Annotated in this window: 18 protein-coding genes; 16 read left to right on the top strand and 2 right to left on the bottom strand. The window is 69.4% G+C overall.

Annotated features, from left to right (window positions below; all coding sequences use genetic code 11):
- Positions 1-82: 82 nt before the first annotated feature.
- Genes metK through CVA01_RS06795 form a run of 6 tightly spaced genes read left to right on the top strand, consistent with a single transcriptional unit; the run spans position 83 to position 6954 of the window.
- Positions 83-1297 carry a methionine adenosyltransferase gene (metK, locus tag CVA01_RS06820; protein ID WP_014010018.1) on the top strand — a complete coding sequence of 405 codons (1215 nt, stop codon included), beginning with the start codon at positions 83-85 and terminating at the stop codon, positions 1295-1297.
- Positions 1298-1341: 44 nt separating this feature from the next.
- Positions 1342-3360, top strand: coding sequence for a primosomal protein N' (locus tag CVA01_RS06815; protein ID WP_244938190.1), 2019 nt, complete (start codon positions 1342-1344; stop codon positions 3358-3360).
- An 11-nt stretch (positions 3361-3371) separates the two neighbouring features.
- Positions 3372-3872 (top strand): peptide deformylase, encoded by a 501-nt coding sequence (def, locus tag CVA01_RS06810; protein ID WP_141329563.1) that lies wholly within the window; start codon positions 3372-3374, stop codon positions 3870-3872.
- Positions 3869-4849, top strand: coding sequence for a methionyl-tRNA formyltransferase (fmt, locus tag CVA01_RS06805; protein WP_014010015.1), 981 nt, complete (start codon positions 3869-3871; stop codon positions 4847-4849). Before def ends, fmt begins: the two co-directional genes overlap by 4 nt.
- Positions 4849-6426 (top strand): RsmB/NOP family class I SAM-dependent RNA methyltransferase, encoded by a 1578-nt coding sequence (locus CVA01_RS06800; protein WP_141329561.1) that lies wholly within the window; start codon positions 4849-4851, stop codon positions 6424-6426. The genes fmt and CVA01_RS06800 overlap by 1 nt, the downstream gene beginning before the upstream one ends.
- Before the next feature lie 36 nt (positions 6427-6462).
- Positions 6463-6954 carry a mycothiol transferase gene (locus CVA01_RS06795; RefSeq protein WP_141329559.1) on the top strand — a complete coding sequence of 164 codons (492 nt, stop codon included), beginning with the start codon at positions 6463-6465 and terminating at the stop codon, positions 6952-6954.
- Positions 6955-6957: 3 nt separating this feature from the next.
- On the opposite strand, the gene CVA01_RS06790 is transcribed toward CVA01_RS06795, so the two are convergent.
- Entirely contained in the window at positions 6958-8715 is a 1758-nt protein-coding gene (locus tag CVA01_RS06790) for a diflavin oxidoreductase (RefSeq protein ID WP_141329557.1), read from the bottom strand.
- Positions 8712-14309, bottom strand: coding sequence for a glutamate synthase-related protein (locus tag CVA01_RS06785; RefSeq protein WP_244938185.1), 5598 nt, complete (start codon positions 14307-14309; stop codon positions 8712-8714). Before CVA01_RS06785 ends, CVA01_RS06790 begins: the two co-directional genes overlap by 4 nt.
- A gap of 216 nt (positions 14310-14525) precedes the next feature.
- On the opposite strand from CVA01_RS06785, the gene rpe reads away from it, so the two are divergent.
- From rpe to whiA, 10 genes are all read left to right on the top strand, one after another.
- The gene (gene rpe / locus CVA01_RS06780; RefSeq protein WP_073884270.1) at positions 14526-15200 is read left to right on the top strand and encodes a ribulose-phosphate 3-epimerase; all 675 of its coding nucleotides are present in this window, start codon (positions 14526-14528) and stop codon (positions 15198-15200) included.
- On the top strand, positions 15200-16261 hold the full coding sequence (gene ribD, locus CVA01_RS06775) for a bifunctional diaminohydroxyphosphoribosylaminopyrimidine deaminase/5-amino-6-(5-phosphoribosylamino)uracil reductase RibD (protein ID WP_141329553.1): 1062 nt from the start codon (positions 15200-15202) through the stop codon (positions 16259-16261). Before rpe ends, ribD begins: the two co-directional genes overlap by 1 nt.
- 308 nt (positions 16262-16569) lie before the next feature.
- Positions 16570-17214, top strand: a complete 645-nt coding sequence (locus CVA01_RS06770; protein WP_141329551.1) for a riboflavin synthase — start codon at positions 16570-16572, stop codon at positions 17212-17214.
- Complete coding sequence (locus CVA01_RS06765) at positions 17211-18458, top strand: bifunctional 3,4-dihydroxy-2-butanone-4-phosphate synthase/GTP cyclohydrolase II (protein ID WP_141329549.1); 1248 nt, start codon at positions 17211-17213, stop codon at positions 18456-18458. The genes CVA01_RS06770 and CVA01_RS06765 overlap by 4 nt, the downstream gene beginning before the upstream one ends.
- Positions 18459-18495: 37 nt before the next feature.
- The gene (gene ribH, locus CVA01_RS06760; protein WP_014010006.1) at positions 18496-18978 is read left to right on the top strand and encodes a 6,7-dimethyl-8-ribityllumazine synthase; all 483 of its coding nucleotides are present in this window, start codon (positions 18496-18498) and stop codon (positions 18976-18978) included.
- A gap of 59 nt (positions 18979-19037) precedes the next feature.
- Positions 19038-19532: a PH domain-containing protein gene (locus tag CVA01_RS06755; RefSeq protein WP_174775613.1), complete on the top strand. Its 495-nt coding sequence runs from the start codon at positions 19038-19040 to the stop codon at positions 19530-19532.
- A gap of 12 nt (positions 19533-19544) precedes the next feature.
- A complete protein-coding gene (uvrC, locus tag CVA01_RS06750) occupies positions 19545-21593 on the top strand; it encodes an excinuclease ABC subunit UvrC (protein WP_073884272.1) in 2049 nt (682 codons plus the stop codon).
- A 10-nt stretch (positions 21594-21603) separates the two neighbouring features.
- Positions 21604-22536, top strand: a complete 933-nt coding sequence (rapZ, locus tag CVA01_RS06745) for an RNase adapter RapZ (RefSeq protein WP_141329547.1) — start codon at positions 21604-21606, stop codon at positions 22534-22536.
- Positions 22537-22577: 41 nt separating this feature from the next.
- Positions 22578-23624: a gluconeogenesis factor YvcK family protein gene (locus CVA01_RS06740; RefSeq protein WP_073884286.1), complete on the top strand. Its 1047-nt coding sequence runs from the start codon at positions 22578-22580 to the stop codon at positions 23622-23624.
- Complete coding sequence (gene whiA, locus CVA01_RS06735; RefSeq protein ID WP_141329545.1) at positions 23599-24609, top strand: DNA-binding protein WhiA; 1011 nt, start codon at positions 23599-23601, stop codon at positions 24607-24609. Before CVA01_RS06740 ends, whiA begins: the two co-directional genes overlap by 26 nt.
- Positions 24610-24613: the final 4 nt, after the last annotated feature.

Raw genomic sequence — 24613 nt, 5'->3', positions numbered from 1 at the left:
CCCTGCCGTACCGTCGCTAGACCGCTTGGTCTAATATTGTCTGAATTGCCCCATCCGACTCCCTACAGGAAGCGAACACCGAGTGTCTTTCCGCCTTTTCACCAGTGAGTCCGTGACCGAAGGTCACCCCGACAAAATCTGTGACGCCATCTCCGACACGATCCTCGACGCGTTGCTCGCCAAGGACCCGAAGTCCCATGTCGCCGTCGAAACCCTGGTCACCACCGGCCAGGTCCATGTCGCCGGCGAGGTCCGGACGGACGCCTACGTCGAGATCCCGCAACTGGTGCGCGACACCATCCGCGCCATCGGTTTCACCTCCTCCGAGGTCGGCTTCGACGGTTCAACCTGTGGCGTCAACGTCGCCATCGGCGAGCAGTCCCAGGAGATCGGCGACGGCGTCGACACCTCCCACGAGTACCGCACCAACGACGGTGACGAGCACGACGCCGACGACCAGGCCGGTGCCGGTGACCAGGGCCTGATGTTCGGTTACGCCACCGACGAGACCCCCGAGCTCATGCCGCTGCCGATCGCCACGGCCCACCGGCTGTCCCGACGGCTGACCCAGGTCCGCAAGGAAGGTATCGTCCCGGACCTGCGTCCCGACGGGAAGACCCAGGTGACGTTCGCCTATGACGCGGAGAACCGTCCGCACCACCTCGACACGGTCGTCATCTCCACCCAGCACGGCCCGGACTCCTCCCAGGAGTGGCTCGAGGAGCAGCTGCGCGAGCACGTCATCGACTGGGTCGTGCAGGACGCCGACCTCGGCCGGTTCGTCACCGAGGACCTCAAGGTCCTCATTAACCCGTCCGGCTCCTTCATCCTCGGCGGACCGATGGGCGATGCGGGTCTCACCGGCCGCAAGATCATCGTCGACACCTACGGCGGCATGGCCCGCCACGGCGGCGGTGCCTTCTCAGGCAAGGACCCGAGCAAGGTCGACCGCTCCGCCGCCTACGCGATGCGCTGGGTCGCCAAGAACATCGTCGCCGCCGGTCTCGCGCACCGCGCCGAGGTCCAGGTCGCCTACGCCATCGGCAAGGCCCAGCCGGTCGGTCTCTACGTCGAGACCTTCGGCACCGCCGCCGAGGGCCTGACCGACGAGTCGATCCAGGCCGCCGTGCAGAAGGTCTTCGACCTGCGTCCCACCGCGATCATCCGCGAGCTGGACCTGCTGCGTCCGATCTACGCCCAGACCGCCGCCTACGGACACTTCGGCCGTACCGACATCGATCTGCCGTGGGAGCACACCAACCGCGTCGCCGATCTCAAGGCCGCCGCCGGCCGGTAACGACCGTGGACCTGCCCGTCGCCCGGGTGCTGCCCCTGCTGGGGATGCCGCACCTCGACCGGCTCTTCGACTACTCGGTCTCTGAGGAGCTGGACACCACCGCCCGGCCTGGCGTCCGCGTCCGCATCCGGTTCGCCGGACGCCTGGTGGATGCCGTCGTCATCGAACGGCGGCGGAGCACCGACCACGAGGGCAGGTTGAGTGCCCTGCAGCGCGTCATCAGCCCCGAGGTCGTCGTCCCACCGGGACTGTGGGACCTGGTCAACCTGCTCGCCGACCGCTACGGCGGGGTGCGGTCCGACATCCTCCGCGCCGCCGTACCCTCCCGGCACGCCAGTGCGGAGAAGGCCGGGCTTTTCGGCAACGGGGTGGACTGGCCGGAACTCTACGGTGCCCTCGAACCTGTCGAGGACCTCACCACCGCCGCGCGGGACACTGCCCTGTCAGGCTGGTCCGCCTACCGGCACGCCGACAGCCTGCTGGAGGCCGTACTGGCCGGACGTTCGGCGCGGGCGTCCTGGCTGTGGACACCGGGGGAGGACTGGGCGGCGCGCGTCGCCGAGATGGCCGCCACCGTCGCCTGGTCGGGGGGAGGCGTCCTGCTGGTCGTCCCCGACCAGCGTGACGTCGACCGACTCTCCGCCGAGCTGCGGAACTTCCTGTCCGCTGCGCAGATCACCGAACTCACCGCCTCCGTCGGTCCGGCCGCACGCTACCGTCGCTACCTCGCCGTGCTCGCCGGGCAGGGGCGCGTCATCGTCGGTACCCGGTCCGCGGCGACCGTTCCGGTTCCCGGGCTCCGGCTGATCATGCTCACCGGGGAGGCGGACGACTCCCTCGTCGATCCCCGGGCTCCGTACCTCCACGCCCGCGACGTGCTCAAGGTACGGGCGGAGCAGGAAGGCTGCGGCTTCATCGTCGGCGGCGCCCACCGCAGTGCCGAGGTGCAGCAGTGGGTCGAGGAAGGCTTCTGTCCCACACTGCGCGCCGATCCGGACGTCCTGCGTGCCCGGATGCCGTGGATCCACGCCCTCGACGACAACCACGACGCCCACCAGTCCTTCACCCGTATCCCGACCGCCGGCTACAAGGCGATCCGTCAGGCGTCCGACAACGGACTACCCGCTCTGGTGCAGGTGCCGCGACGGGGGTACGCACCCTCCCTGGCCTGCAAGGACTGCCGCACTCCCGCCCGGTGCCGCCGGTGCAACGGGCCGCTGGAACTGCCGCCCGGAGACCAGGGGCGTGCAGGTGCCGCCGAACCCCGGTGCCGGTGGTGCGGAGCCCCGGAAGGCAGGTTCACCTGTCCAGGCTGTGGCGGGCACGCGGTACGGATGACCGTCATCGGGTCCGACCGCACCGCCGAGGAGCTCGGTCGGGCGTTCCCGGGCGTGCCCGTGGTGCTGTCCGGCGGCTCCCAGGTCAGGGACACCGTCCCCGACGGCCCGCGCATCGTGGTCGCCACCCCGGGCGCGGAACCGGTCGCGGAGTCCGGCTACGGTGCGGCGGTCCTGCTCGACCCCTGGCTCACCCTGGGCCGGGCCGACCTGCGGGCCTCCGAGGGGGCCCTGCGACAGTGGATGGAGGCGTCCTGCCTGGTCGTGTCGCGGGAGCAGGGTGGCCAGGTCGTCCTGGTCGCCCGCACCGACCTTCCCGAGGCCCAGGCCCTGATCCGCTGGGACCCCGAGGGCGCGGCGGCCACGGAACTGGCACAGCGGCGCTCCGCCGGATTCCCGCCGGCCACGGTGCTCGTCGCCGTCGACGGCACCACCGAGACCGTCAAAGAGCTCCAGGAGATACTCGTCGTCCCTGAGGAGCTCGACCGCCTCGAGGTCCTCGGACCGGTGGAACTGCCGCCGGGGGTCCGCCCGCCGGCGGGACTGGGAGAGTCGGAACTGCATCTGGCACGTCGGCTGATCCTGCGGACACCGCGCCGTACCGCCGGAGGTGAGGACGCCGCCGTGCTGCTCGGTGCGGCACTTCGTGCGGCGAAATCCGTCCGCGCCACACGGCGTCTCACCGGACCCCTGCGCGTCGTCATCGACCCGGTACGCGTGGGATAGACTGGGCAGTCATGACTGCCCTTGACATCCGTCTGTTCGGCGACCCGGTACTGCGTACCGTCGCCGAGAACATCGACGACCCGACCGACCCCACCCTGCGCACCCTCGTCGAGGACATGTACGAGACGATGGACGCCGCCGGTGGTGTCGGCCTGGCAGCCAACCAGGTCGGTGTGACCCGACGGGTCTTCGTCTACGACTGCGACGGCGACCGCGGGCACATCGTCAACCCGGTGTGGGAGGCCGTTGGGGCAGAGACCCAGACTGGTCGGGAGGGCTGCCTGTCGGTGCCGGACGCCGGGGGAGACGTCACCCGCGCGGCGACCGTGCACCTCACCGGCGTCACCGTCGACGGTGAGGAGGTCGACCGGGAGGTCACCGGGTTGATGGCACGCTGCGTCCAGCATGAGACCGACCACCTCGACGGGGTGATGTACTTCCAGCGCATGGAACCTGGCACCCGTCGCGAGGTCATGGCCGGGATCCGGGGAAGTGAGTGGTTCAACCGATGAAGATCCTGTTCGCCGGAACCCCCGAGCCCGCCGCCGTCACCCTGCAGTACCTGCTCGACGACCCCGCCCATGAGGTCGTCGCCGTACTCACCCAGCCCGACGCGAAGCGCGGTCGTGGCCGGAGCCTGCACCCCTCGAAGGTCGCCCAGGTGGCCGAGGCCGCCGGGGTACCGGTACACAAATGGGCCTCGCTGAAGGCCTCCGCGGAGGACGCCGGGGAGATCCGTGAGGTCCTGCGCGGTTATGCCGCCGACGGCGTCGACGCGGTCGCCGTGGTCGCCTACGGGCAGATCCTCCCCGCCGATGTGCTGGACATCTTCCGCCACGGCTGGATCAACCTGCACTTCTCCCTGCTGCCGCGCTGGCGTGGCGCTGCGCCGGTCCAGGCCGCGATCGCCGCCGGTGACCGGGTCACGGGTGCGACGACCTTCCGCATTGTCCCGGCCCTGGATGCCGGTCCGGTCACCGGCACCGTCGAGGAGCCGGTCGGGCTGGAGGACACCGCCGATGACCTGCTCACCCGGTTGACCTACGCCGGTCGGGTGCTGCTGGCGGAGTCACTGACCGGACTGGGTTCCGGGGACGTGACTCCGGTCGAACAGCCCGAGGAGGGCATGACCTACGCGGCCAAGATCACCACCGCCGACGCCCGTGTCGACTGGGCGCGTCCTGCCGTGGAGATCCAGCGCGTCACCCGGGCACACCTGCCGGCCCCGGGGCCGTGGACCACACTGGACGGTGAGCGGTACAAGCTCGGCCTCCTGCTACCGGTCGACGGCGAAGAGACCCCGGTTCTGACCGCCGGGGAGATCCTCGCGGAGAAGTCCCGGGTACTCGTCGGGGCCGGAGACGGTGTCCTCGAGATCACCCGGATCCAGCCGCCGGGCAAGAAGATGATGGCCGCGGCCGACTGGGCCCGCGGTCGCGGCGACCTGTTCGACGACGGGCATGCGGCATTCGACGAGGGAGAGAACTGATGGGTGGCTTCAGGTCACGGTCCGAGTCCGGACGCACCGGCTCCGGCGACAAGGGACACGACAAGGGACAGGACAACCGGAAGCGTCAGGGCGGTAACCGAGGTGGTGGCCGCGGAGGGAACAAGGGATACGAACGCCGCAGCGAGTCGCACCGCCGGGAGCACGAGAACGCCCGACGCCGCATCGGCTCCGGTGACCGGGTCCGCGACATCGTCTTCGAGGTGCTGCGCAAGGTCTCCACGGACGCCGCCTTCGCCAATATCGCCCTGCCCGCCGCACTGCGCGAGCAGAAGATCCACGGCCGCGACGCCGCCTTCGCCACCGAGCTGACCTACGGCACCCTGCGCATGCAGGGGCTGCTGGACGCGGTCATCGCCGAGGCCGCGGGGCGCCCCGTGGACAAGATCGACGCCGTCGTCCTGGACGCGCTGCGCCTGGGCGCCTACCAGATCCTGCGCACCCGGGTCCACGACCATGCCGCGGTGGACACCACCGTCGAGCTGGTCAAGGCCAACGGCGAGGCGAAGGCGTCCGGCTTCACCAACGGTGTGCTGCGCACCCTGACCCGCACCCCGGCCGAGACCTGGGAGAGCCGGGTCACCGCGAAGGTCACCGACCCCGTGGCCCGACTGGCCCTGCAGACCTCGCACCCGACCTGGATCGCGGAGGCCTTCAACGCCGCCCTCGGCGGCACCCCGGACGCCCCGGCGACCGAGCTCGCCGACGCCCTGGCGGCCGACGACGCCCGCCCGGTCGTGCACCTGGCTGCCCGGCCCGGCCAGATGTCCGGTGAGGAACTCGCCCTGGTCACCGGTGGTGACGAGGGCCGCTGGTCGCCCTATGCGGTCTACTTGCCCGAGGGTGATCCCGGAGACCTCGACCCGGTACGGGACGGCCTGGCCGGTGTGCAGGACGAGGGCTCCCAGCTCATCGCGCTGGCCATGCTGCGCGCCGAGGTCGCCGACGACCACGGCCGCTGGCTGGACCTGTGCTCCGGTCCCGGCGGTAAGACCGCCTTCCTCGCCTCCTGGGCGATGGGGGACCGGGCCACGGTCGATGCCGTGGAGCCCGCCGCCCACCGTGCGAAGCTGGTCCGCACCGCGACTTCGGGGCTGCCCGCCCGGGTCCATGAGGGTGACGGTCGCCGTCTCGCGGAGATCCGTGGCCTGGACATGCCGGTGAGCCCTGAGGGTGACGGCTTCGACCGTGTCCTGGTGGACGCCCCCTGCACCGGACTCGGTGCACTGCGTCGTCGCCCGGAGGCCCGCTGGCGCAAGACTCCGGCGGATGTCGCCGAACTCGTGCCGCTGCAGAAGGATCTGCTGCGCTCGGCGCTCAAGGCCACCCGCCCCGGCGGCATCGTCGTCTACTCGACCTGTTCGCCGCATCCCGCGGAGACCCGCGACGTCGTCCGGACCGTCGCCGACCAGACCGGTGCGGTGATCGAGGACGCCACCGCGCTGTTCCCGGACCTGGTGGGGTCCGGCACCCTGGATTCCGCCCCGTTCGTGCAGCTCTGGCCGCACCGGCACGGCACCGACGCGATGTTCTTCGCGGTGCTGCGGGTGACTGCCTGAGGCAGAGTCCGGTGTTCCGTGGCTACCCTTGTGACCATGGACACATCCGTAACCGGACACCCTGCTCTCCTCGACGCATTCCTCGGCGTCGCCGCTGAACTCCTGGACGGTGTCGACGCCGCCCTGGACACGCTCGATGATTCGACGGTGAACGGCTCCCCGGTACCGGGCACCGTCAACAGTCCCTTCGCCCTGGTCGCCCACATCCACGGGATGGCGCAGTTCTGGGGCGGGGCCTTCGTCGCCGGCGAGGATCTGCCGCCCCGTGACCGTGATGCCGAGTTCGAGGCCACCGGAACAGTCGACGAGGCGCACCACCTCACAGCGGAGCTGCGTGACCGGCTGCCCGGATGGGCCACCGTGGCAGTGACCGACGGCATCCGGAACCGCTCGGCGAAAGGGACCTCCCGGAAGGACGCCGCCTTCGTCACCCCGGAGTGGGTACTCGACCACATGCTCCGGGAGATGTCGCAGCACCTCGGTCACCTCGAGGTCTGCCGCGACATCCTGCTCGCCGGACGTCAGTAGCCGTCAGTAGACATCCCTGACGTACCGCTTCTCCTTCTTCAGCGTCGCAAGGTACTCCAGCGCCGCGTTCTCGGAGCCGCCCGACTGCTCGGCGATGACGTCGAGCAGCGCGGTCTCGACATCCTTGGCCATCCGGGAAGCGTCGCCGCAGACGTAGAAGTAGGCGCCGTCCTCCAGCCAGCGGTAGAGCTCCTCGGCCTCCTCACGCATCCGGGTCTGGACGTAGACCTTCTCCGCCTGGTCACGGGAGAACGCCAGCGACAGCTTCGTCAGCACACCCTTCTCCTCGAGGTCAGTGAGTTCGTCCTCGTAGATGTAGTCGGTGGCCCGGTGCTGGTCACCGAAGAAGAGCCAGTTGCCGCCGGTCGCCCCGGCCTCGGCCCGCTCGTGGAGGAAACCGCGGAACGGGGCGATACCGGTACCGGGTCCGACCATGATGACCGGCCTGTCGGCGTCCTCCGGGACGCTGAAGGCGTTATTCGGCTGCAGCCAGATACCGGTGAGGTCACCGTCGGCGATGCGGTCGGAGAGGTAGGTCGAGCACACACCGCCGTGGCTGCGGGCGCCTGGCTCCGGACTGTGACGCACCGAGGCCACCGTGAGGTGGATCCGGTCCGGGCTGGCCAGCGGGGACGAGGAGATCGAGTACTGGCGGGACTGCAGCGGGCGCAGCAGGCCGAGCAGTTCGTCGGCGGTGAACCGGGCCGACGGGTTCTCCTCGAGCAGGTCGAGGATGTCCCGGCCCCAGAGAAACGAGTCCAGGGCATCACGGTCGTCACGGCGGACGATATCGGCGAGACCACCGTCCGGGGAGGCCTCGGCGACCGCGGCGATGAGGTCCTTTCCGGGGGTGCGGATCTCGCGGGTCTTCAGGACCGTCTCGAACAGGGTCGATTCCTCGGCCGCCAGGGCACCGTCGAGGTCCAGGCAGGCGAGGATCGCACTGACCAGTTCCGGATCGTTGACCGGGAGGACGGCCAGAGCATCGCCGGCGGCGTAGGTGATGCCGGAGTCCGCCAGATCGAACTCGTAGTGGTGGATCTCCTTCGCGCTGCCCTCGGCGGAGAGCCGACGGGTCGCGGCGAGCGGGGAGGGGAAGGGGTTCTTCCGGTTCCATTTCGACTTCGCCGGCTTGTCGGCGGCAGCGGCGGTCGCACCGGCGGCGCCGGGGGCCACGCCACCGGCTGCGCCGGCGGGAGCGTCGGCGACGACCGCGGCGACTGCGGCGCTGATCCATTCGGCGGCCTCGTCCTCGAAATCGACGTCGCAGTCGACCCTGGCGGTGAGCCGTTTGGCCCCGAGCTGTTCCAGTCGGATGTCGAGGTCCTTACCGGCCTGGCAGAAATCGTCGTAGCCGGAGTCACCGAGACCGAGCACGGCGAAGGAGAGGTCCTCCAGGCGCGGCATCTCGGCGGCGTTGAGCTCCTCCCAGAACATCTCGGCGTTGTCGGGCATCTCGCCCTCACCGTAGGTGGAGGTGACGATGAGGACGTGGCTCGACCCGGAGGTCAGGGCGCCGACACCGGCGGCGTCGAGTTCGGTGACGTTGGCGCCGAGGCCGGCCGCCCGCAGCCCGGCGGCGAGCTGGTCGGCGAGTTCGGAGGAGTTGCCGGTCTGCGAGCCGAAGAGCACGTCGACGGTCAGTGTGGCGGCCGGGCCCTGGTAGCGCTCGCGGCCGAGGTCGAGGCCGGCGAAGAAGCCGTCGAGCCAGGTCTGCTGTTCGACGGAGAACGGGGCCCCGGTGGGCAGGTGGAGGGTCATGCGGAGATTCCCTTCATCTCGCGCCACCCGGCGACGAGGTCGTCGAGGGACGAGTTGGCGATGGCTTCGTCGACACGCGCGGCGTCCATCCGGGCGGAGTTCTTGAGGTCCTGGTGCAGGATCCAGCCGTAGGTCGCCGGGGCGTCGATGCCGCGGACGTTCCGACGCTCCAGGGACGCCTTGTAGTCGCCGAGCCGTTTGGTGGCGATGAGGACGGCCAGCTGCGCGTCATCGAGGGAATCCATCGAGTCGCGGAGGTAGCGGACCACCTTCTGCATGACGAAGAAGTCCTCGGTGAGGATCAGCTTTCGCGCAGCGTCGTCGATCCGCGGGTCGGTGGCGTCGAGGGCGTCCTTGACGCGGTCACGGGCGAACTCACGGGCGACGTTGAGGATCGTGTAGCTGGCGATGAGGTCGAACATCGCCGCCGGGCCGTCAGGGGCGGCCGCACCGGTGCCGGGTACCCGGCCGCCGGCGACGATCCGCTGGTCACGGTAGTCGACCTTGAAGGCGTGGAGGCGGTCGGTGGCGACCGAGGTCGCCAGCTCGTCGAGGAGTTCCTTGCGGGACGCCGCGCCGAGGATCGCGTCGGCGTCCTGGTAGAGCAGCAGCGCCCGGGGCATACCGCAGACCATGTGCCGACGGGTGTTCTCCCAGTCCGCCACGAGCCGGGTGGCGAGCTCGGAGCCGGTGGCCTCGATGTGCCAGTCCAGCAGGGTACGCACGGTGACCTCGTGGAAGGGCTCGGCATCGAGCAGCGGGAAGGTGACCAGGGAGTCGTGGCTGGCGATCTCGGAGACGAGTCCTGAGGGATCGTACTGGTAGAGGAATCCGCCGGACATGCCGTTGCCCAGGCCCTTGCCCACCGCGCCGAGGTTGAGCACGGTGCCGTTGGTCATGTACTCGGCACCGAACTCGCCGATGCCCTCGACCACGGCGGTGGCGCCGGAGTTGCGCACCGCGAAGCGGTCACCGGCCTCGCCCTCGATGAACAGGCGTCCGCCCGTGGCACCGAACAGGGCGAAGTTGCCGATGAGGACGTTGCCGCCGGTGGCGGAGGAACCGCCGCCGGGGGAGCGGACGATGACCGTACCGCCGCCCTGGGATTTACCGACACCGTCGTTGGCGGTGCCGGTGTGCTCCAGGGTCACACCGTCGTTGCAGAAGACGCCGAACGACTGGCCGGCGGAGCCGGTGGTGTGGACGGTGACGGTGCCGTCATCGAGGAAGGCACGACCACGGTCGTCACGGATCACGGAGGGCAACGCGGACACAGCGTCCACCCCGGTGTCCCGGTGGTTGAGCAGGCGCTCGATGTCCACCGAGAGCTGGCCGCCGACGGACTTGTCCCAGTTGTGCAGGACGATGCCGTCGATGTCGACGGTCTTCTCACGGCGGTCGACGAGTGCCTCGCGCACGGTGGTGAGCAGGGCGTCGTCGGTGGTGAAGTTCTTCTCCAGGTACACCGGGTCGGTGACCTTCTTCTCCGGGACGAGGGCGAGCATCTTGCGCAGATCCAGGTGGCCGACCGAGGAGGGGTGCTCCAGCAGCTGCAGCAGGTCGGAGCGGCCACGGGCCTCGCGCAGGGAATGCAGGCCGAGGCGGGAGAGGATGCCGCGGACGTCGTGGGCGATGTTGAGGAGGTACTGCGCCAGGGCTCGCGGGTCGCCGTCAAAGGCCTCGGCATTGGTCGTCAGGCCGGCGGGGCACTTGATGTTGCAGTTCTTCGCCATGACGCAGCGCAGCATCATCAGGGCGGTGGTGCCGAATTCGAAGGAGTCGCCACCGAGCAGTGCGGAGACGACGACGTCGCGGCCGGTCTGGTGCGCGCCGGAACAGCGCAGCACGACCTTGTCGCGCAGGCCGTTGACCAGGAGGGCCTGGTGGACTTCGGCGACACCGATCTCGGCGGACCGTCCGGCGTACTTCAGACTGGTCACCGCGGCGGCACCGGTACCACCGGTGTTCCCGGCGACGTTGATGACATCGGCGCCGGCCTTGGCCACACCCACCGCGATCGTGCCGATGCCCTCGGAGGACACCAGCTTGACGATGACGCGGACGCGGGCCGCCTTGCAGTCGTGGATCAGCTGGGCGAGATCCTCGATGGAGTAGGTGTCGTGGTGCGGCGGCGGGGAGACGAGCTCGATACCCGGGGTACCGCCCCGGGCGGCGGCGATATCCACGGTGACCTTCGGCGCGGGCAGCTGACCACCCTCGCCGGGCTTCGCACCCTGGCCGATCTTGATCTCCAGCTCCTCGAGCTGCGGATCAGCGAGGTAACCGGCCCAGATGCCGAAGCGACCGGAGGCGAACTGCTTGATCCGGGAGCCTCGGATCGTGCCGGCGCGCGAGAAGTGCTCGCCGCCCTCACCGCAGTTGGACATGCCGCCGGCCATGTTCGTGCCGTGGGCGACGGCCTCGTGGGCGGTGGCGACCAGGGCACCGTGGCTCATGGCGCCGGAGGCGAGGGTGCGCGTGATCTCGTGGGCGGGCTGGACCTCCGACAGCGGCAGACTCTTCGGGGCCGGCTGCAGCATACCGAGGAACCGGGCGGCGCGACCGTGGGCCTCCACCACGAGTTCGGCGGCCGAGACGCGCAGTGAGAGCACGGCGGGACCGAAGGTGTCGCGCAACCAGACGGCGAGCTCGGCGTGACCGGTGAGTCGTCCGTCCGGGTCCGCCAGCACCAGTGACCAGGTGTCGGTGCCGACGGATCCGACGTCGAGACCGCGGACACAGATCGAACCGTTGCCGTCAAGGGAGAACCGGCCGATCTGGCGTCCGAAATCCTCGTGACTACGCAGTCCGGTGACGTCGGCGGGCAGTGCGAGAATGTCGCGCAGCGCGGAAGGACGCCGGGCGCGCTCGGCCTTGGTGGTGGACACGAAGTCGCGGTAACCGGCGGTGACCTTGAAGGTGTCGATCTGCTCGTCGGAGAGCTGGCCGAAACCGGCGTGGGTGTAGGCCTCGTCGGAAATCCCGAAAGCGTCCCCGAGCTGGCCGAGGGTCAGCAGGCGGAGCTCGTCACCGGCGTCTGCGGCGTCCGTGCTGTCCTTGCTGTCCTTGCTGTCCTTGCTGTCCGTCGTCGACGCCGACGGGGTCGGCAGGGCGAGCGGCTCATCGGTCAGACCGGTGAAGCCACGCACGGCAGTGGTGCCGAAGGAGTGGCCCGCGCCCTCTGACCGCTCCTTGAACAGGCCGAGCAGCGGGATGTCGGAGTCCTCGGAGATGGTGGCGGCACGCTGGTGCCACTCGGTGTTGGCCTCGGCGATACGGCGGAAGCCGACGCCGCGGACCGGGGCGTCCATGTGCGGGAAGCAGCGGGCGAGGGCAGGGTCACGGGTGTCGAGGTAGTTCGGTTCGAAGAACTCGCCGCCGATGTAGGACTCGACGGTGCACAGCCCCACACGTCCCATGGTCTTGCCGAGCTGCTTGAGCGCGGCCTTGCGGAACTTGTCGAAGGCCTTGTCGGTGTCGGTGTAGTCGCCGGCCGGGCTGGTCGGGGCGGGGTACTTCTCCTCGGCGCGCAGTCGGGCAGAGAGGCTGTACACCGCGGCGGCCCCGAAGCCGAGCGCGGAGGCGATGTGGTGGGAGCTGGGGAGCTGGCCGGAGTCCGCGATGACGGAGACCCGCATACGCAGGCCGTCGGCGATGAGCCGCTGGTTCACCGAGGAGATGGCGAGCAGCAGCGGGATCGGAGCATGGGCGGAGTCGACGGAACGGTCGGAGAGCACGGCGATGCCGCCCTTCTCCGCGGCGAAACGTGCCACGCCGTCACAGAGCCGGTCGATCGCGTCGGTGACGGAGTCTGCGTTGGCGTCGGGATCGGTGGCATCCGGCTCGTAGAGCAGGTCGAAGCGACGGAGCGGGACGAGGTCCTGCTCGCGCAGCCGCAGCATGTCCAGGTGGGACAGGATGGGCGTTTCCACCACGATCTGGTGGGTGGGCTCGCGGGGGTCCTCGGAGTCCGTGGCGTCCGGCTTGGCGCCGAGGGCGACGCGGAAGGTCATGCCGTCCGCCTCACGGATGGAGTCCAGCGGCGGATTGGTGACCTGGGCGAAACGCTGTGAGAAGTACTTCGCCACGCCACCCTCGGTGTCGGAGAGCGCGTTGATAGCGTTGCCGTAACCCATCGCGGAGATGCGCTCGGCGCCGGTGGCGAGCATCGGGTCCATCATGAACCGGAAACTCTCCTGGTTCATGGAGTAGGCCACGAAACGACCGGCCAGCGTGAGGTCGCCCTCGTAACCCAGGGTGGTGGTACCGCGCTCCAACCCGGAGACCGGGATGTCACGGATGTCGGTGCGGGACTTCTCGAGCATTGAGGCGTAGTCGCGGCGTCCGGCGAGTTCCTCGAGGGTCTCGCGGGTGCGGCGGATCTCGCCGGTGCGGTGGTCGAGGCTGAGCATGCCGCCGGCCTCGATGCGTCCGCGGTGCAGGACCTCCCCGGGCTCGGCGTCGAGCTGGCCCGCCTCGGAGGAGACCATGAGGTAGTCGGCGGTCTCGATACTGCGCAGCGGACGCAGCCCCAGGCGGTCGAGGCGGGCGCCGACGACGTCACCGTCGTTGAAGATCAGGGCCGCGGGGCCGTCGTTCTTCTCCTCGTAGAGGGAGAAGTACTCCAGCATGTCCCGCACCGGCTGCGGCAGCGACCGGTCGTTCTCCCAGGCCGGCGGCATGAGGGAGACCACCGCTTCGACGATGTCGAGTCGGTCGTCGAAGACGCGGGACTGGAGGGTCTGGTCCAGGCGGGAGGAGTCCGACTGCCCGGGCGGACGGATGATGTGGCGCTGACGGGAGGCTGCGGCGGCCTCGTCACTGATGCGGTTCTTCCGGTCGGTGTTCAGCTCACCGTTGTGAGCCATCAACCGGAACGGCTGGGCCATCGACGGGTGCGGCTCGGTGTTGGTGGAGAACCGGGTGTGGAAGTACATGGTGCGCACACTGTGGCGACCGTCGGTGAGGTCGGCGAAGAAGGGGATGACCTCGTCCGCGTTGAGCCGACCCTTGAGAACCTGGGTTCGGGTCGACAGCGACAGCGGGTACAGGCCCGTGAGTCCGGGACGCGAATAGGCCTCCTGCTCGATACGCAGCAGCGCCGAGTTGGCGGCACGGTCCGCTTCCGCCGGGGTCATCGTCGCGGGAACGGTGAAGACCCACTGCCGGATCGGCAGCTGGTAGTCCAGCGCGACAGGACGTACGGCGGCATCGTTGACCGGCACCTCACGCTCAGCGGCAACCTCCAGTCCTTCGGCCGCCAGGGCTTCGGTGATGATCTCGCGGGCGGTCGTGGTCTGTGCGGCGTCCTCGGGCAGGAAGAAATTGCCGACACCGAAGCGTCGCTCCTCCAGGTCGAGGCCGGTGACGGCCGAGAAGAACTCGACCGACAGGTCGATGTTCACCCCGGCGCCGTCACCGACGCCCTCGGAGGACATACCGCCGCGGTGCGGGATAGCACACAGGGCACGGTGGCCTCGGTCAAGGACGTCGTGGGTGGGGACGCCGTCCTTGCGGGTGAGAAAACCCACGCCGCAGGCGCTGTGCTCTCGGGACGGGTCGTACAGGCCGAATGTCGAACTCATCGAACTCATTGGTCGGGTTGATCTTTCGCCTCGGGGGTCCCGGATGCCGGCAACCGCTTGTGGCGGATCGCTGCGCGGGCTCCGGGAGTGCCATTGCTCGGGTCAGGCAAGACTAACTGATCGAAAATCACGGGTCGAATCGCATATACGCTGGTCACACTGGTGAAATACGGGGGAAACATCGTCGAAACATGTGGCGTTGCCGGTCCCGTATACGATGAACCCATGAGCCAACAGACGCTGATCGCCCCGTCCATCCTCGCCGCCGACTTCGCCGACCTCGCCGGTGAGATCGCCAGGGTCCCCGGGGCGGACTGGCTGCACATCGACGTCATGGACAACCACTTCGTGCCCAACCTCAGCTTCGGTCTGCCGGTCGCCGAGGCCGTGCGTCGGCGTACCGACACCTTCACTGACGTCCACCTCATGATCGAGGACCCGGAACGCTGGGCCCCGGAGTACGCCGCCTTCGGCAACGTCACCTTCCACCTGGAGGCCGTCGCCGACGTGGACGCCGCGGTGGCTCTTGCTGCGACCCTGCGGGCGGCCGGTACCCGCGCCGGGATCTCGGTGAAGCCGGGTACCGCGGTGGAGCCGCTGCTCGACCATCTCGCCGACTTCGATCTCGTGCTGGTCATGAGTGTGGAGCCGGGCTTCGGTGGCCAGTCCTTCATGCCGGAGGTGCTGGAGAAGGTCCGTGCCCTGCGGACCCGTATCGACGCCGAAGGGCTGGACACCCTCATCGAGATCGACGGCGGGATCGGCGTGGAGACCGCCGCCGGGTCTGCGGCGGCCGGGGTGGACGTCTACGTCGCCGGTTCCTCGGTCTTCGGCAAGGATGATCCGGAGGCCCAGGTGACCGCGATCCGTGCCGCTGCCGTGGCCGCCGTCCAGTCCTGATGGAGCCGCAACACTCCTACCTCCGTCTCGTGGGTGACCCGGTACTGGCGTCCGCCCTCGAGGCGGCCGACGCCGCCGGCCAGGCGGTGCGCGGCACCACCAGTCCGAACCCACCGGTCGGGGCAGTGATCCTCTCGGTGGACGGTGACGTCGTCGGCACCGGCGGAACCTCGCCGGTCGGTGGGCCGCACGCCGAGGTCAACGCCCTGGCGGAGGCGGGGGAGAAGGCCCGGGGCGGCACCGCCGTGGTCACCCTGGAGCCCTGCAACCACACCGGCCGGACCGGCCCGTGTGCGCTCGCACTGCTGGAGGCAGGGATCGCTCGCGTCGTCTACGCCTTCGCCGATCCGGGGGACGCTGAAGGTGGCGGCGCGGAGTTCCTGCGTTCCCACGGGGTGCCGGTGACCGGACCACTGGTCACCGGGGACACCGGTCTCGACGGTGTGCCGCAGTTCAGTGTGGAGCCGTGGTTGGCGTCCCGACGTCTCAGACGTCCGCACGTGACCCTGAAGTACGCGGGAACCCTGGACGGTTTCGCCGCGGCGACCGACGGCACCTCCCAGTGGATCACCGGGGAATCCGCGCGTGCCCTCGTCCATCTCGACCGCTCGCGGCGGGACGCGATCATTGTCGGCACCGGCACCGTTCTCGCCGATGATCCCCGGCTGACGGCGCGGCGGCCGGAGGGTGGACTGTACGACCACCAGCCGGAGCGGGTCGTCGTCGGACGCACCGACGTTCCTGTGGACGCCGCGGTGTTCCCGGCACTGCGGTACCGGGGTGGGGCGCTGGCTGAGGTACTGGCCGACCTCGGGGCACGGGGAATCGTCGATGTCCTGATCGAGGGTGGTCCCCACATCGCCGCGTCCTTCATCGCCGACGGGCTGGTGGACGCCGTGGACGCCTACACCGCCCCGGCACTGCTGGGGGCGGGCATCCCGACCGTCGCCCCGGCGGCGTCCACCGCCACGACCATCGGCGGCATCAGCCGCTTCACCCTGCGCTCGGTCGACGTGGTCGACGGTGACATCGTCAGCGTGAGTACGGCGCACCGTGGCTGATCTGACCCCACGACCCTGCACCGTCGTCGGTATGCACAAATGCACTGTGCGCCGTGAGGACCGTGCAGCACATCTGCGTCAGGCACGGATCACGGATTCTGTGGCACAGGATGCCGGAGCTGTGCCTGACGCAAATCTGAAGCTCCGGGAAACAGGTGGGCAGGGGACCACGAGAGCGAGGAACAGCCGTACGGAACATTGTCGCCAGGATTCGGCTCAGGGCGATCTGTGCCCGGCCTGGCCGCTGCCTGACCTGTCACGGCGTCCCGCTGACGTGGCGTGGACGACGGTGGCTTAGACTGACCGACATGTTCACTGGCATTGTCGAGGAGACAGGGACCGTCGCCGCCGTCGAGCGCACGGCTGACGCCCAACGTCTCCGCATCACCTGCAGCACGGTCATCGCCGACGCCGTCCACGGCGCCTCCATCGCGGTCAACGGCGTCTGCCTCACCGTCACCGAGTTCGACACGGACGGCGGGAACCCCGGCTTCTGGGCCGACTGCATGCAGGTCACCCTCGACTACACCGCCATCGGTGATCTCGCCGTCGGCGACCGGGTGAACCTCGAGCGTGCCACCGCCACCGGCGGACGCCTCGGCGGCCACATCGTCCAGGGACACGTCGACGGCACCGCCGTCCTCGAATCCCGTACCCCGGGCAGTGAGTGGGAGGTGCTCCGGTTCCGCCTGGAGGACCCGGCGCTGGCCCGCTACGTCGCCAAGAAGGGCAGCATCGCGGTCAACGGCACCTCCTTGACTGTTGCTGAGGTTGGACCGGTCGGTGACGGCTGGTTCGAGGTCTCCCTCATCCCCGTCACCCTCGCCGAGACCGTCCTCGGTGACCTCACCGTCGGCGACCGCGTCAACATCGAGTGCGACGTCCTCGCCAAGTACACCGAACGACTGCTGGAGGCCACCGCCGAGGCAACCACGGAAGGAACTACCAAGTGAGCGAATCCGCACAGCGCACCTCGCTTCTCGACCCCATCGAGGACGCCATCGCCGACATCGCCGCCGGTAAGGCCGTGGTCGTCGTCGACGACGAGGACCGGGAGAACGAAGGCGACATCATCTTCGCCGCCGAGAAGGCGACCCCGGAGCTCATCGCCTTCACCGTGAAGCACTCCTCGGGCTACATCTGCGCCACGCTCACCAACGAGGACGCCGACCGTCTCGGCCTGCCGCCCATGGTCGCCCGCAACGAGGACGTCCGAGGCACCGCCTACACCGTCACCGTGGATGCCGCCGAGGACATCACCACCGGCATCAGCGCCGTCGACCGGTCCAACACCATCCTCAAGCTCGCTGACCCGGCCTCGGTCCGTGACACCTTCCACCGCCCCGGGCATGTCGTCCCGCTGCGCGCCAGGGACGGCGGCGTCCTTGAACGCGTCGGACACACCGAGGCATCCATCGACCTCGCACGTGCGGCGGGACTGCGTCCTTCCGGCGTGCTCTGCGAGGTCGTCTCCGAGGACGATCCGACCGGTATGGCCCGGCTTCCGGAACTCCGCCGCTTCTGCGACGAGCACGGCCTGTCCCTGGTCTCCATCGAGCAGCTCGCCGAGTGGCGTCGGGTGAACACCCCGGTCGTCACCCGCGAGGTCGAGACCCGGCTGCCCACCCGTCACGGTGAGTTCCGTGCGGTGGCCTACCGTGGCGTCGTCGACGGGGTCGAGCACATGGCCCTCGTCGTCGGTGACCCGGCGACCGATGACGGGGAGGACGTGCTCGTGCGTGTCCACTCCGAGTGCCTCACCGGTGACGTCTTCGGGTCCCGCCGCTGCGACTGCGGCGAGCAGCTGGACGCGGCCCTCGACCGCATCGCCGAATCCGGCCGCGGCGTCCTGGTGTACATGCGCGGCCAGGAGGGCCGCGGCATCGGCCTGCTTCCCAAGCTGACCGCGTACAACCTGCAGGACCGCGGGCTCGACACCGTCGACGCGAACACCGCCCAGGGCCTGCCGGTGGACTCCCGCGAGTACAGCGCCGCCGCCCAGATCCTCCGTGATCTCGGCGTTCGCTCGGTCGCCCTGCTGTCCAACAACCCGGCCAAGCGGCTCGACCTGGAGAAGCACGGTGTGGCGGTGGCCCGTCGGGTCCCGATCGACCTGCCCTCCAACCCGGAGAACGAGACCTACCTGCGCACCAAGCGTGACCGCATGGGCCACCAGCTCGACTCACTGACCGACTGATGAACGAACTGACAACGAACTGACGAGGAGAAACACCATGGCTGCCGACGGCCTCGCCACCCTCACCCTGCGTCCCGGAGCCGGTGACGGATTCCGCATCGCCGTGATCTCGGCGTCCTGGAACGCCGAGATCACCGACCGGCTCCACGATCATTCGGTCCGCACCCTCAAGGATCTCGGCGTGGCTGTCGACGACTGGCGGGTCGCCGGCTGCGTGGAACTGCCCGTGGTCGTGGCCGAGGCACTGAAGACCCATGACGCCGTCGTCGCCAACGGTTGCGTCATCCGGGGCGACACCGCCCACTTCGACTACGTCTGCCAGTCCGTCACCGACGGTCTGACCAGGGCAAGCCTGGACTCCGGCAGGCCGGTGGGCAACGGTGTGCTCACCGTCGAGAACCAGCAGCAGGCCGTCGACCGCTCCGGCGTCGAGGGCGCCGTGGAGGACAAGGGCGCGGATGCCGCCCGTGCTGCCCTGCACACCCTCCTGGTCCTCCGGGACATCCGCGCCCGCGGCTGAGCGCCCCCGCCCGGTGGGCAGTTGGGCCCCACCGACGGACCGGGGTAACGTGGGCGGACGTGAGCACGGCTGATTCCACTGCGAAGACCACGGCACCGACCCCCACGACCGACGAGGGGTGGCTGCTGACCGTCCGGTCCCCGTTCCTGAAGAAGGTCGCCTGGATCGCCGTCGTGATCATCATGGCGCTGCACATCTTCATGGGCGTCGTCTCCGCCGCAGGGGACACCGGCGCAACCGTCAGCGCCGTCGACCAGTGGGCGTTCGTGGGGATCGGGCTGCTGTTCTCCGCCGCCGCCCTGACCCTGACCCGCCCCCGGGTCCGAGTGAATCCCCGGGGTGTCGAGGTCCGCAACGTCCTCGGCACGAAGTTCTACCCCTGGCGGATGATCTACGGTCTGTCCTTCCCGCGGAACTCCCGCTGGGCCCGGCTGGAACTGCCCGACTTCGAGTTCGTGCCGATGATGGCCTTCCAGGTCAGCGACAAAGCCACCATCGCGCAGCAGGTCGAGGCCTTCCGCCGCCTCGAGGACCGTTACATGCCTGAAGAGTAGGAGGGGACGCCGATGGCTGATCCCGCCTCCTACCGCCCGGCCCCGGGGACGATCCCGACGAGTCCGGGCGTCTACACGTTCCGCGACACCGACGACCGCGTCCTCTACGTCGGCAAGGCGAAGAACCTGCGCAGCCGGCTGTCGAACTACTTCCAGGATCCGGCGCACCTCAATCCGCGGATCCGCACCATGGTCCACTCCGCCGACCATGTGCAGTGGACCGTCGTGTCCAGCGAGCTCGAGGCACTGAACCTCGAATACACGTGGATCAAGAAGTTCGCCCCGCGGTACAACGTCATGTACCGCGACGACAAGACCTACCCGATGCTCGCGGTGAGCGTGAAAGAGCAGTACCCGCGGGCCTTCCTCTACCGCGGACCACGCAAGAAGGGCGTGCGCTACTTCGGCCCGTACCCGAAGGCCTGGGCGATCCGGGAGACCCTCGAGTCACTCACCCGCGTCTTCCCGGTGCGGACCTGCACCGCAGGGGTGTACCGACGCCACGAGCAGCTGGGTCGGCCCTGTCTGCTCGGGTACATTGACCGGTGCTCCGCCCCGTGCGTGGGGCGGGTCTCGCCCTCGCAGCACATGGAACTCGTCGACGGCTTCTGCTCCTTCCTCGCCGGTGGCAACACCGAGCGGGTCATGCGCGATGTCCGTCACGAGATGGAAGGCGCCGCGGAGAATCTCGATTTTGAACGCGCAGCGTCCCTGCGAGACCAGCTCGGAGCGATGGACTCCGCCATGGAGAAGCAGTCCGTGGTCTTCTCCGACAACACCGACGCCGACGTCATCGCCACCGCCGGCGACGACCTGGAGACTGCCGTCCAGATCTTCCACGTCCGTGGCGGACGCATCCGCGGGCAACGTGGCTGGGTCGTGGAGAACGCGACCGGCGACAGCGACGTGACCGGGGAGGCCGGGACCCCGGCGCTGCTGGCGGACTTCCTCACCCAGTTCTACGGCCAGTCCGCCGAACTCTCCGACGCCACCGAGTCCGCGGTGGGGGGAAACTCCCGGGCGGCGGCGTCCCGCGAGGTGACACTGGAACCGGTGCCCCGCGAGATCCTCGTGCCGGTCGACCCGGACGAGATCGACGACATCGACGGCCTCTCTGCCTGGCTCACCGACCTTCGCGGTGCCCGGGTGACGGTGCGGTTCCCGCAGCGTGGCGACAAGAAGGCCCTGATGGACACCGCCCGGGAGAACGCGGCCCAGGCGCTGCGCCAGCACAAGCTGGCCCGCGTCGGCGACATCACCGCCAGGTCCTCGGCCCTGGAGGAACTCCGCGAGGCACTGTGGATGGATGAACCACCACTGCGCATCGAGTGCACCGACATCTCCCATATCCAGGGCACCGATGTCGTCGCCAGCCTCGTGGTGTTCGAGGACGGGCTGCCACGCAAGTCCGACTACCGCCGCTACCGCATCCGTGAGGCCGCCGGCGACGGCCACTCCGACGATGTCGCGTCCATCGCCGAGGTCGTCCGACGCCGGTTCCAGCGCTACCAGCAGGACAAGACCGCTGTTCCCGCCGGAGATGACGCCGGCGACCGGCTCGAGGGCGAGGTCAGCGCCGCTGAGGCGGAGAAGGGTGCGAAACGGTTCGCCTATCCGCCGCAGCTGTTCATCGTCGACGGTGGACGTCCCCAGGTCGAGGCTGCCCAGCAGGTGCTCGACGAGCTCGGGGTCACCGATGTGACTCTCGTGGGCATCGCCAAGCGGCTCGAGGAACTGTGGGTGCCCGGCGACGAGTACCCGGTCATCGTCGCCCGGAACTCGCCGGCCCTGTACCTCGTCCAGCAGATCCGTGACGAGGCACACCGCTTCGCCATCACCTTCCACCGGGCCAGCCGCGGTAAGCGGATGACCAGGTCGGTGCTCGACGAGGTGCCGGGTCTCGGCCCGAAGCGTCGCTCCCAGCTCGTCACCGCCTTCGGGTCCGTGGCGAAGGTCCGGGAAGCGGGGGAGGAGGCCGTCGCCGCACTGCCGGGATTCGGTCCGAAGCTCGCTGCCGCGGTGATGGCCGCCCTCGCGCCGGAGGAGCACAGCGACGGTTAGGATGGTCCTCATGGACATCCACCGCGAAGCCTCCGCCGACCCCAGACAGGAGGCGTCCCTCGTTCTCATCACCGGTATGTCCGGTGCCGGACGCAAGGAGGCAGCCACTGTTCTCGAGGAGATGGGCTGGTACGTCGCCGACAACCTCCCTCCGGAGCTCATCATGCGCATGGTGGAGCTCAGCTTCGAGTCCGATTCGCCGGTGGAGCGACTCGCCATCGTCACGGACGTCCGCTCCCGCGATTTCGTCGGTGATCTCACGGAGGTCCTCGCCGGCCTGCATGACTCCGGTCGCCGACCTGTCGTCCTCTACCTCGACGCCGACGACGCCACCCTCGTGCGTCGGTACGGTCAGGTCCGTCGCACCCACCCGCTGCAGGGAGGGGAGACCCTCCAGGCAGGCATCGACCGCGAGCGCGACATGCTGCGCGGGATCCGCCGTCGTGCCGACGTCGTCATAGACACCACCGGCACCAGCGTCCACGATCTGCGTCACGAGCTCGAGGACTACTTCACGGCCCTGACCGACCGTCGGGAGCACATCACCGTGCAGTCGTTCGGGTTCAAGAACGGGACGCCCCGCGACCTCGACCTGCTCTTCGACGCACGGTTCCTGCCGAATCCCTACTGGGTCCCGGAGCTCAAGGAACACAGTGGACTCGAGGCCCCCGTCGCCGACTACGTGCTCGGCCGACCGGAGGCGGACGCCTACCTGGACGGGCTCACCACCGTCCTGGAGACCGCCCTGCCCGGTTACCGGCGCGAGGGCAAGCGGTTCATCACGGTGGGCATCGCCTGCACCGGCGGCCAGCATCGCAGCCCCGCACTGACGGAGGCACTGGCCCGGCGGCTCCGTGAACTGCCCGACCTGGAGGTCCGGACCGTTCACCGTGACCTGGTCAGGTACGAGGACCGCCAGCCGCAGGACGGTGAGAAGAAGTGACGCTCGCTGAATCCGACGATCCCGGCCTCCCGGTCGAGGACATCTCGGCCGCCGCCGGGGAGCGCACCCTCGACCGGATCGCCAGCCTCGGCGGCGGTCACGGCCTTTTCGCCACCCTGCGCGCCGCCCGTGGTGCCGCCGACCATGTCACGGCGGTCGTCACGGTCGCCGACGACGGCGGCTCCTCGGGACGGATGCGTCGGGAACTGGGGTCACTTCCGCCCGGTGACCTCCGGATGGCATTGTCCGCGCTGGTCCGTGACACCCCCCGTGGTCATCTCTGGGAGCACACCCTCCAGCACCGCTTCGGCGGTCACGGTGCCCTGGCCGGCCACGCGGTCGGCAACCTCATCCTCGGCGGTCTCACCGAAGTGATGGGGTCGAGCATCGCCGCCCTCGACGAACTCGGTGAACTGCTGGGCATCCGGGGGCGTGTCGTCCCGATGTCCCCGGAACCGCTCGACCTCGAGGCAGAGGTCCAGGGACTGGGTGACGACCCGCGCGAGGTCACCGCGGTCCGGGGGCAGGTCGCCGTCGCGTCCACCCTGGGTACGGTGCGCCGCGTCCGACTGATCCCGCAGGACGCCCCCGCCACCGACGAGGCGGTCCAGGCGATCCTCGACGCCGACCTGGTGACCCTCGGACCGGGGTCCTGGTTCTCCTCGGTGATCCCGCACCTGCTCATCCCGGGCATCGTCGACGCCCTGACACGGACCACCGCCACCCGCGTGATCCTCATGAATCTCGTCGCCGAGTCCAGCGAGACCAACGGGTTCTCCATGGAACGTCATATCCACATGCTGCTCCAGCACTGCCCGTCGCTGCAGGTCGACTTCGTGGTCGTGGACCTGAATTCGGTGCAGTCCTCCAAGGAGCGTCGGCACCTGGAACGCGCCGCGGAACGCCTGGGCGCCCGCGTGCTCTACCGGGATGTCCGGGAGGATGATGACCGGGGCCGGTTCACCGACCGCCACTCGCCCTCCAAGCTCGCCGATGTCCTCCGTGAATTCGGGGGACCCGGTTCAGCGTCCGACACGACAACCCCCCGGGAAGGAGACGCCGGTGCCGCCGCAGACGCTCACCGCTGACGTCCGACAGGAACTGCTGCAGGTCACGGTGAGCAGCCCACAGGTGCTCACCGCCGAGGTCGCCTCGCTGCTGCGCTACACCTGCTCACTGCACCTGGTCAACGGCGAGATCGTCGTCGAGGCGGAGATCGAGGGCGCGGCCACGGCCCGACGCCTGGTGTCCGCCGTCGACGAACTCTTCGACATCACCCCGGACCCCGGTGGCGTCCCCGACGACCGGGCCGCGGACGGCGGTCACCACCACCTGAGTTGGTCCCACGGCGGCACCGAGCTGTCCCGTAGGACCGGACTCATCGACCGTGGCGGCCACCCGGTGCGCGGTCTGCCACCGTTCATCATCGGTGGTACCGCCGAGCAGTGCGCCGCCGCCTGGCGGGGTGCCTTTCTCGTCCGTGGCACGGTCGGTGACCCGGGGCGTCCTGCGGTCCTGGAAGTCACCACACCCAGTAACGAATCCGCACTGGCTCTCGTCGGTGCCGCACGCCGGATCGGCGTGACCGCGAAGTCCAAGGAGGTCCGCGGGATGCACCGCGTCCTCGTCCGCGACGCCGAATCCGTCGGGGATCTGTTGGAGAGCATGGGGGCGCCCCGTGGCCGCATCCGGTGGGAGGAGCAGTGCCGGCGACGGGAGGAACGTGCGAGCTCCCACCGTATGGCGAATTTCGATGACGCCAACCTGCGCCGTTCCGCCCGGGCCGCGGCGATGGCCGCCGCCCGGGTGAAACTCGCCCTCGAACTGCTGGGGGAGGACGTCCCCGAGCACCTGCAGCAGGCCGGCGCGCTGCGTGTGCAGCACAGTGAGGCCTCGCTGGAGGAGCTCGGTCAGCTCGCCGATCCGCCGATGACGAAGGACGCGGTAGCCGGCCGGATCCGTCGTCTGCTCACCATGGCGGACCGCCGGGCGGAGGAACTGGGGGTACCCGGTACCTCCTCGGCCGTCGTGGATGTGGATTTTCCGGAAGACGGTCCGCTCGGCACGAGGTGAACAG

Origin of the sequence: Corynebacterium variabile (assembly GCF_006539825.1) — a bacterium.
GTDB lineage: Bacteria > Actinomycetota > Actinomycetes > Mycobacteriales > Mycobacteriaceae > Corynebacterium > Corynebacterium variabile.
The sequence above is the reverse complement of the archived record's forward strand: the minus strand, read 5'-3'. Positions and strand labels throughout refer to the sequence as shown.

Coding starts and splice junctions, on each gene's coding strand:
- CVA01_RS06815 (WP_244938190.1), top strand. CDS start 1,342: ATGCCGCACCTCGACCGGCTCTTCGACTACTCGGTCTCTGAGGAGCTG.
- def (WP_141329563.1), top strand. CDS start 3,372: ATGACTGCCCTTGACATCCGTCTGTTCGGCGACCCGGTACTGCGTACC.
- fmt (WP_014010015.1), top strand. CDS start 3,869: ATGAAGATCCTGTTCGCCGGAACCCCCGAGCCCGCCGCCGTCACCCTG.
- CVA01_RS06800 (WP_141329561.1), top strand. CDS start 4,849: ATGGGTGGCTTCAGGTCACGGTCCGAGTCCGGACGCACCGGCTCCGGC.
- CVA01_RS06795 (WP_141329559.1), top strand. CDS start 6,463: ATGGACACATCCGTAACCGGACACCCTGCTCTCCTCGACGCATTCCTC.
- CVA01_RS06790 (WP_141329557.1), bottom strand. CDS start 8,715: ATGACCCTCCACCTGCCCACCGGGGCCCCGTTCTCCGTCGAACAGCAG.
- CVA01_RS06785 (WP_244938185.1), bottom strand. CDS start 14,309: ATGAGTTCGATGAGTTCGACATTCGGCCTGTACGACCCGTCCCGAGAG.
- rpe (WP_073884270.1), top strand. CDS start 14,526: ATGAGCCAACAGACGCTGATCGCCCCGTCCATCCTCGCCGCCGACTTC.
- ribD (WP_141329553.1), top strand. CDS start 15,200: ATGGAGCCGCAACACTCCTACCTCCGTCTCGTGGGTGACCCGGTACTG.
- CVA01_RS06770 (WP_141329551.1), top strand. CDS start 16,570: ATGTTCACTGGCATTGTCGAGGAGACAGGGACCGTCGCCGCCGTCGAG.
- ribH (WP_014010006.1), top strand. CDS start 18,496: ATGGCTGCCGACGGCCTCGCCACCCTCACCCTGCGTCCCGGAGCCGGT.
- uvrC (WP_073884272.1), top strand. CDS start 19,545: ATGGCTGATCCCGCCTCCTACCGCCCGGCCCCGGGGACGATCCCGACG.
- rapZ (WP_141329547.1), top strand. CDS start 21,604: ATGGACATCCACCGCGAAGCCTCCGCCGACCCCAGACAGGAGGCGTCC.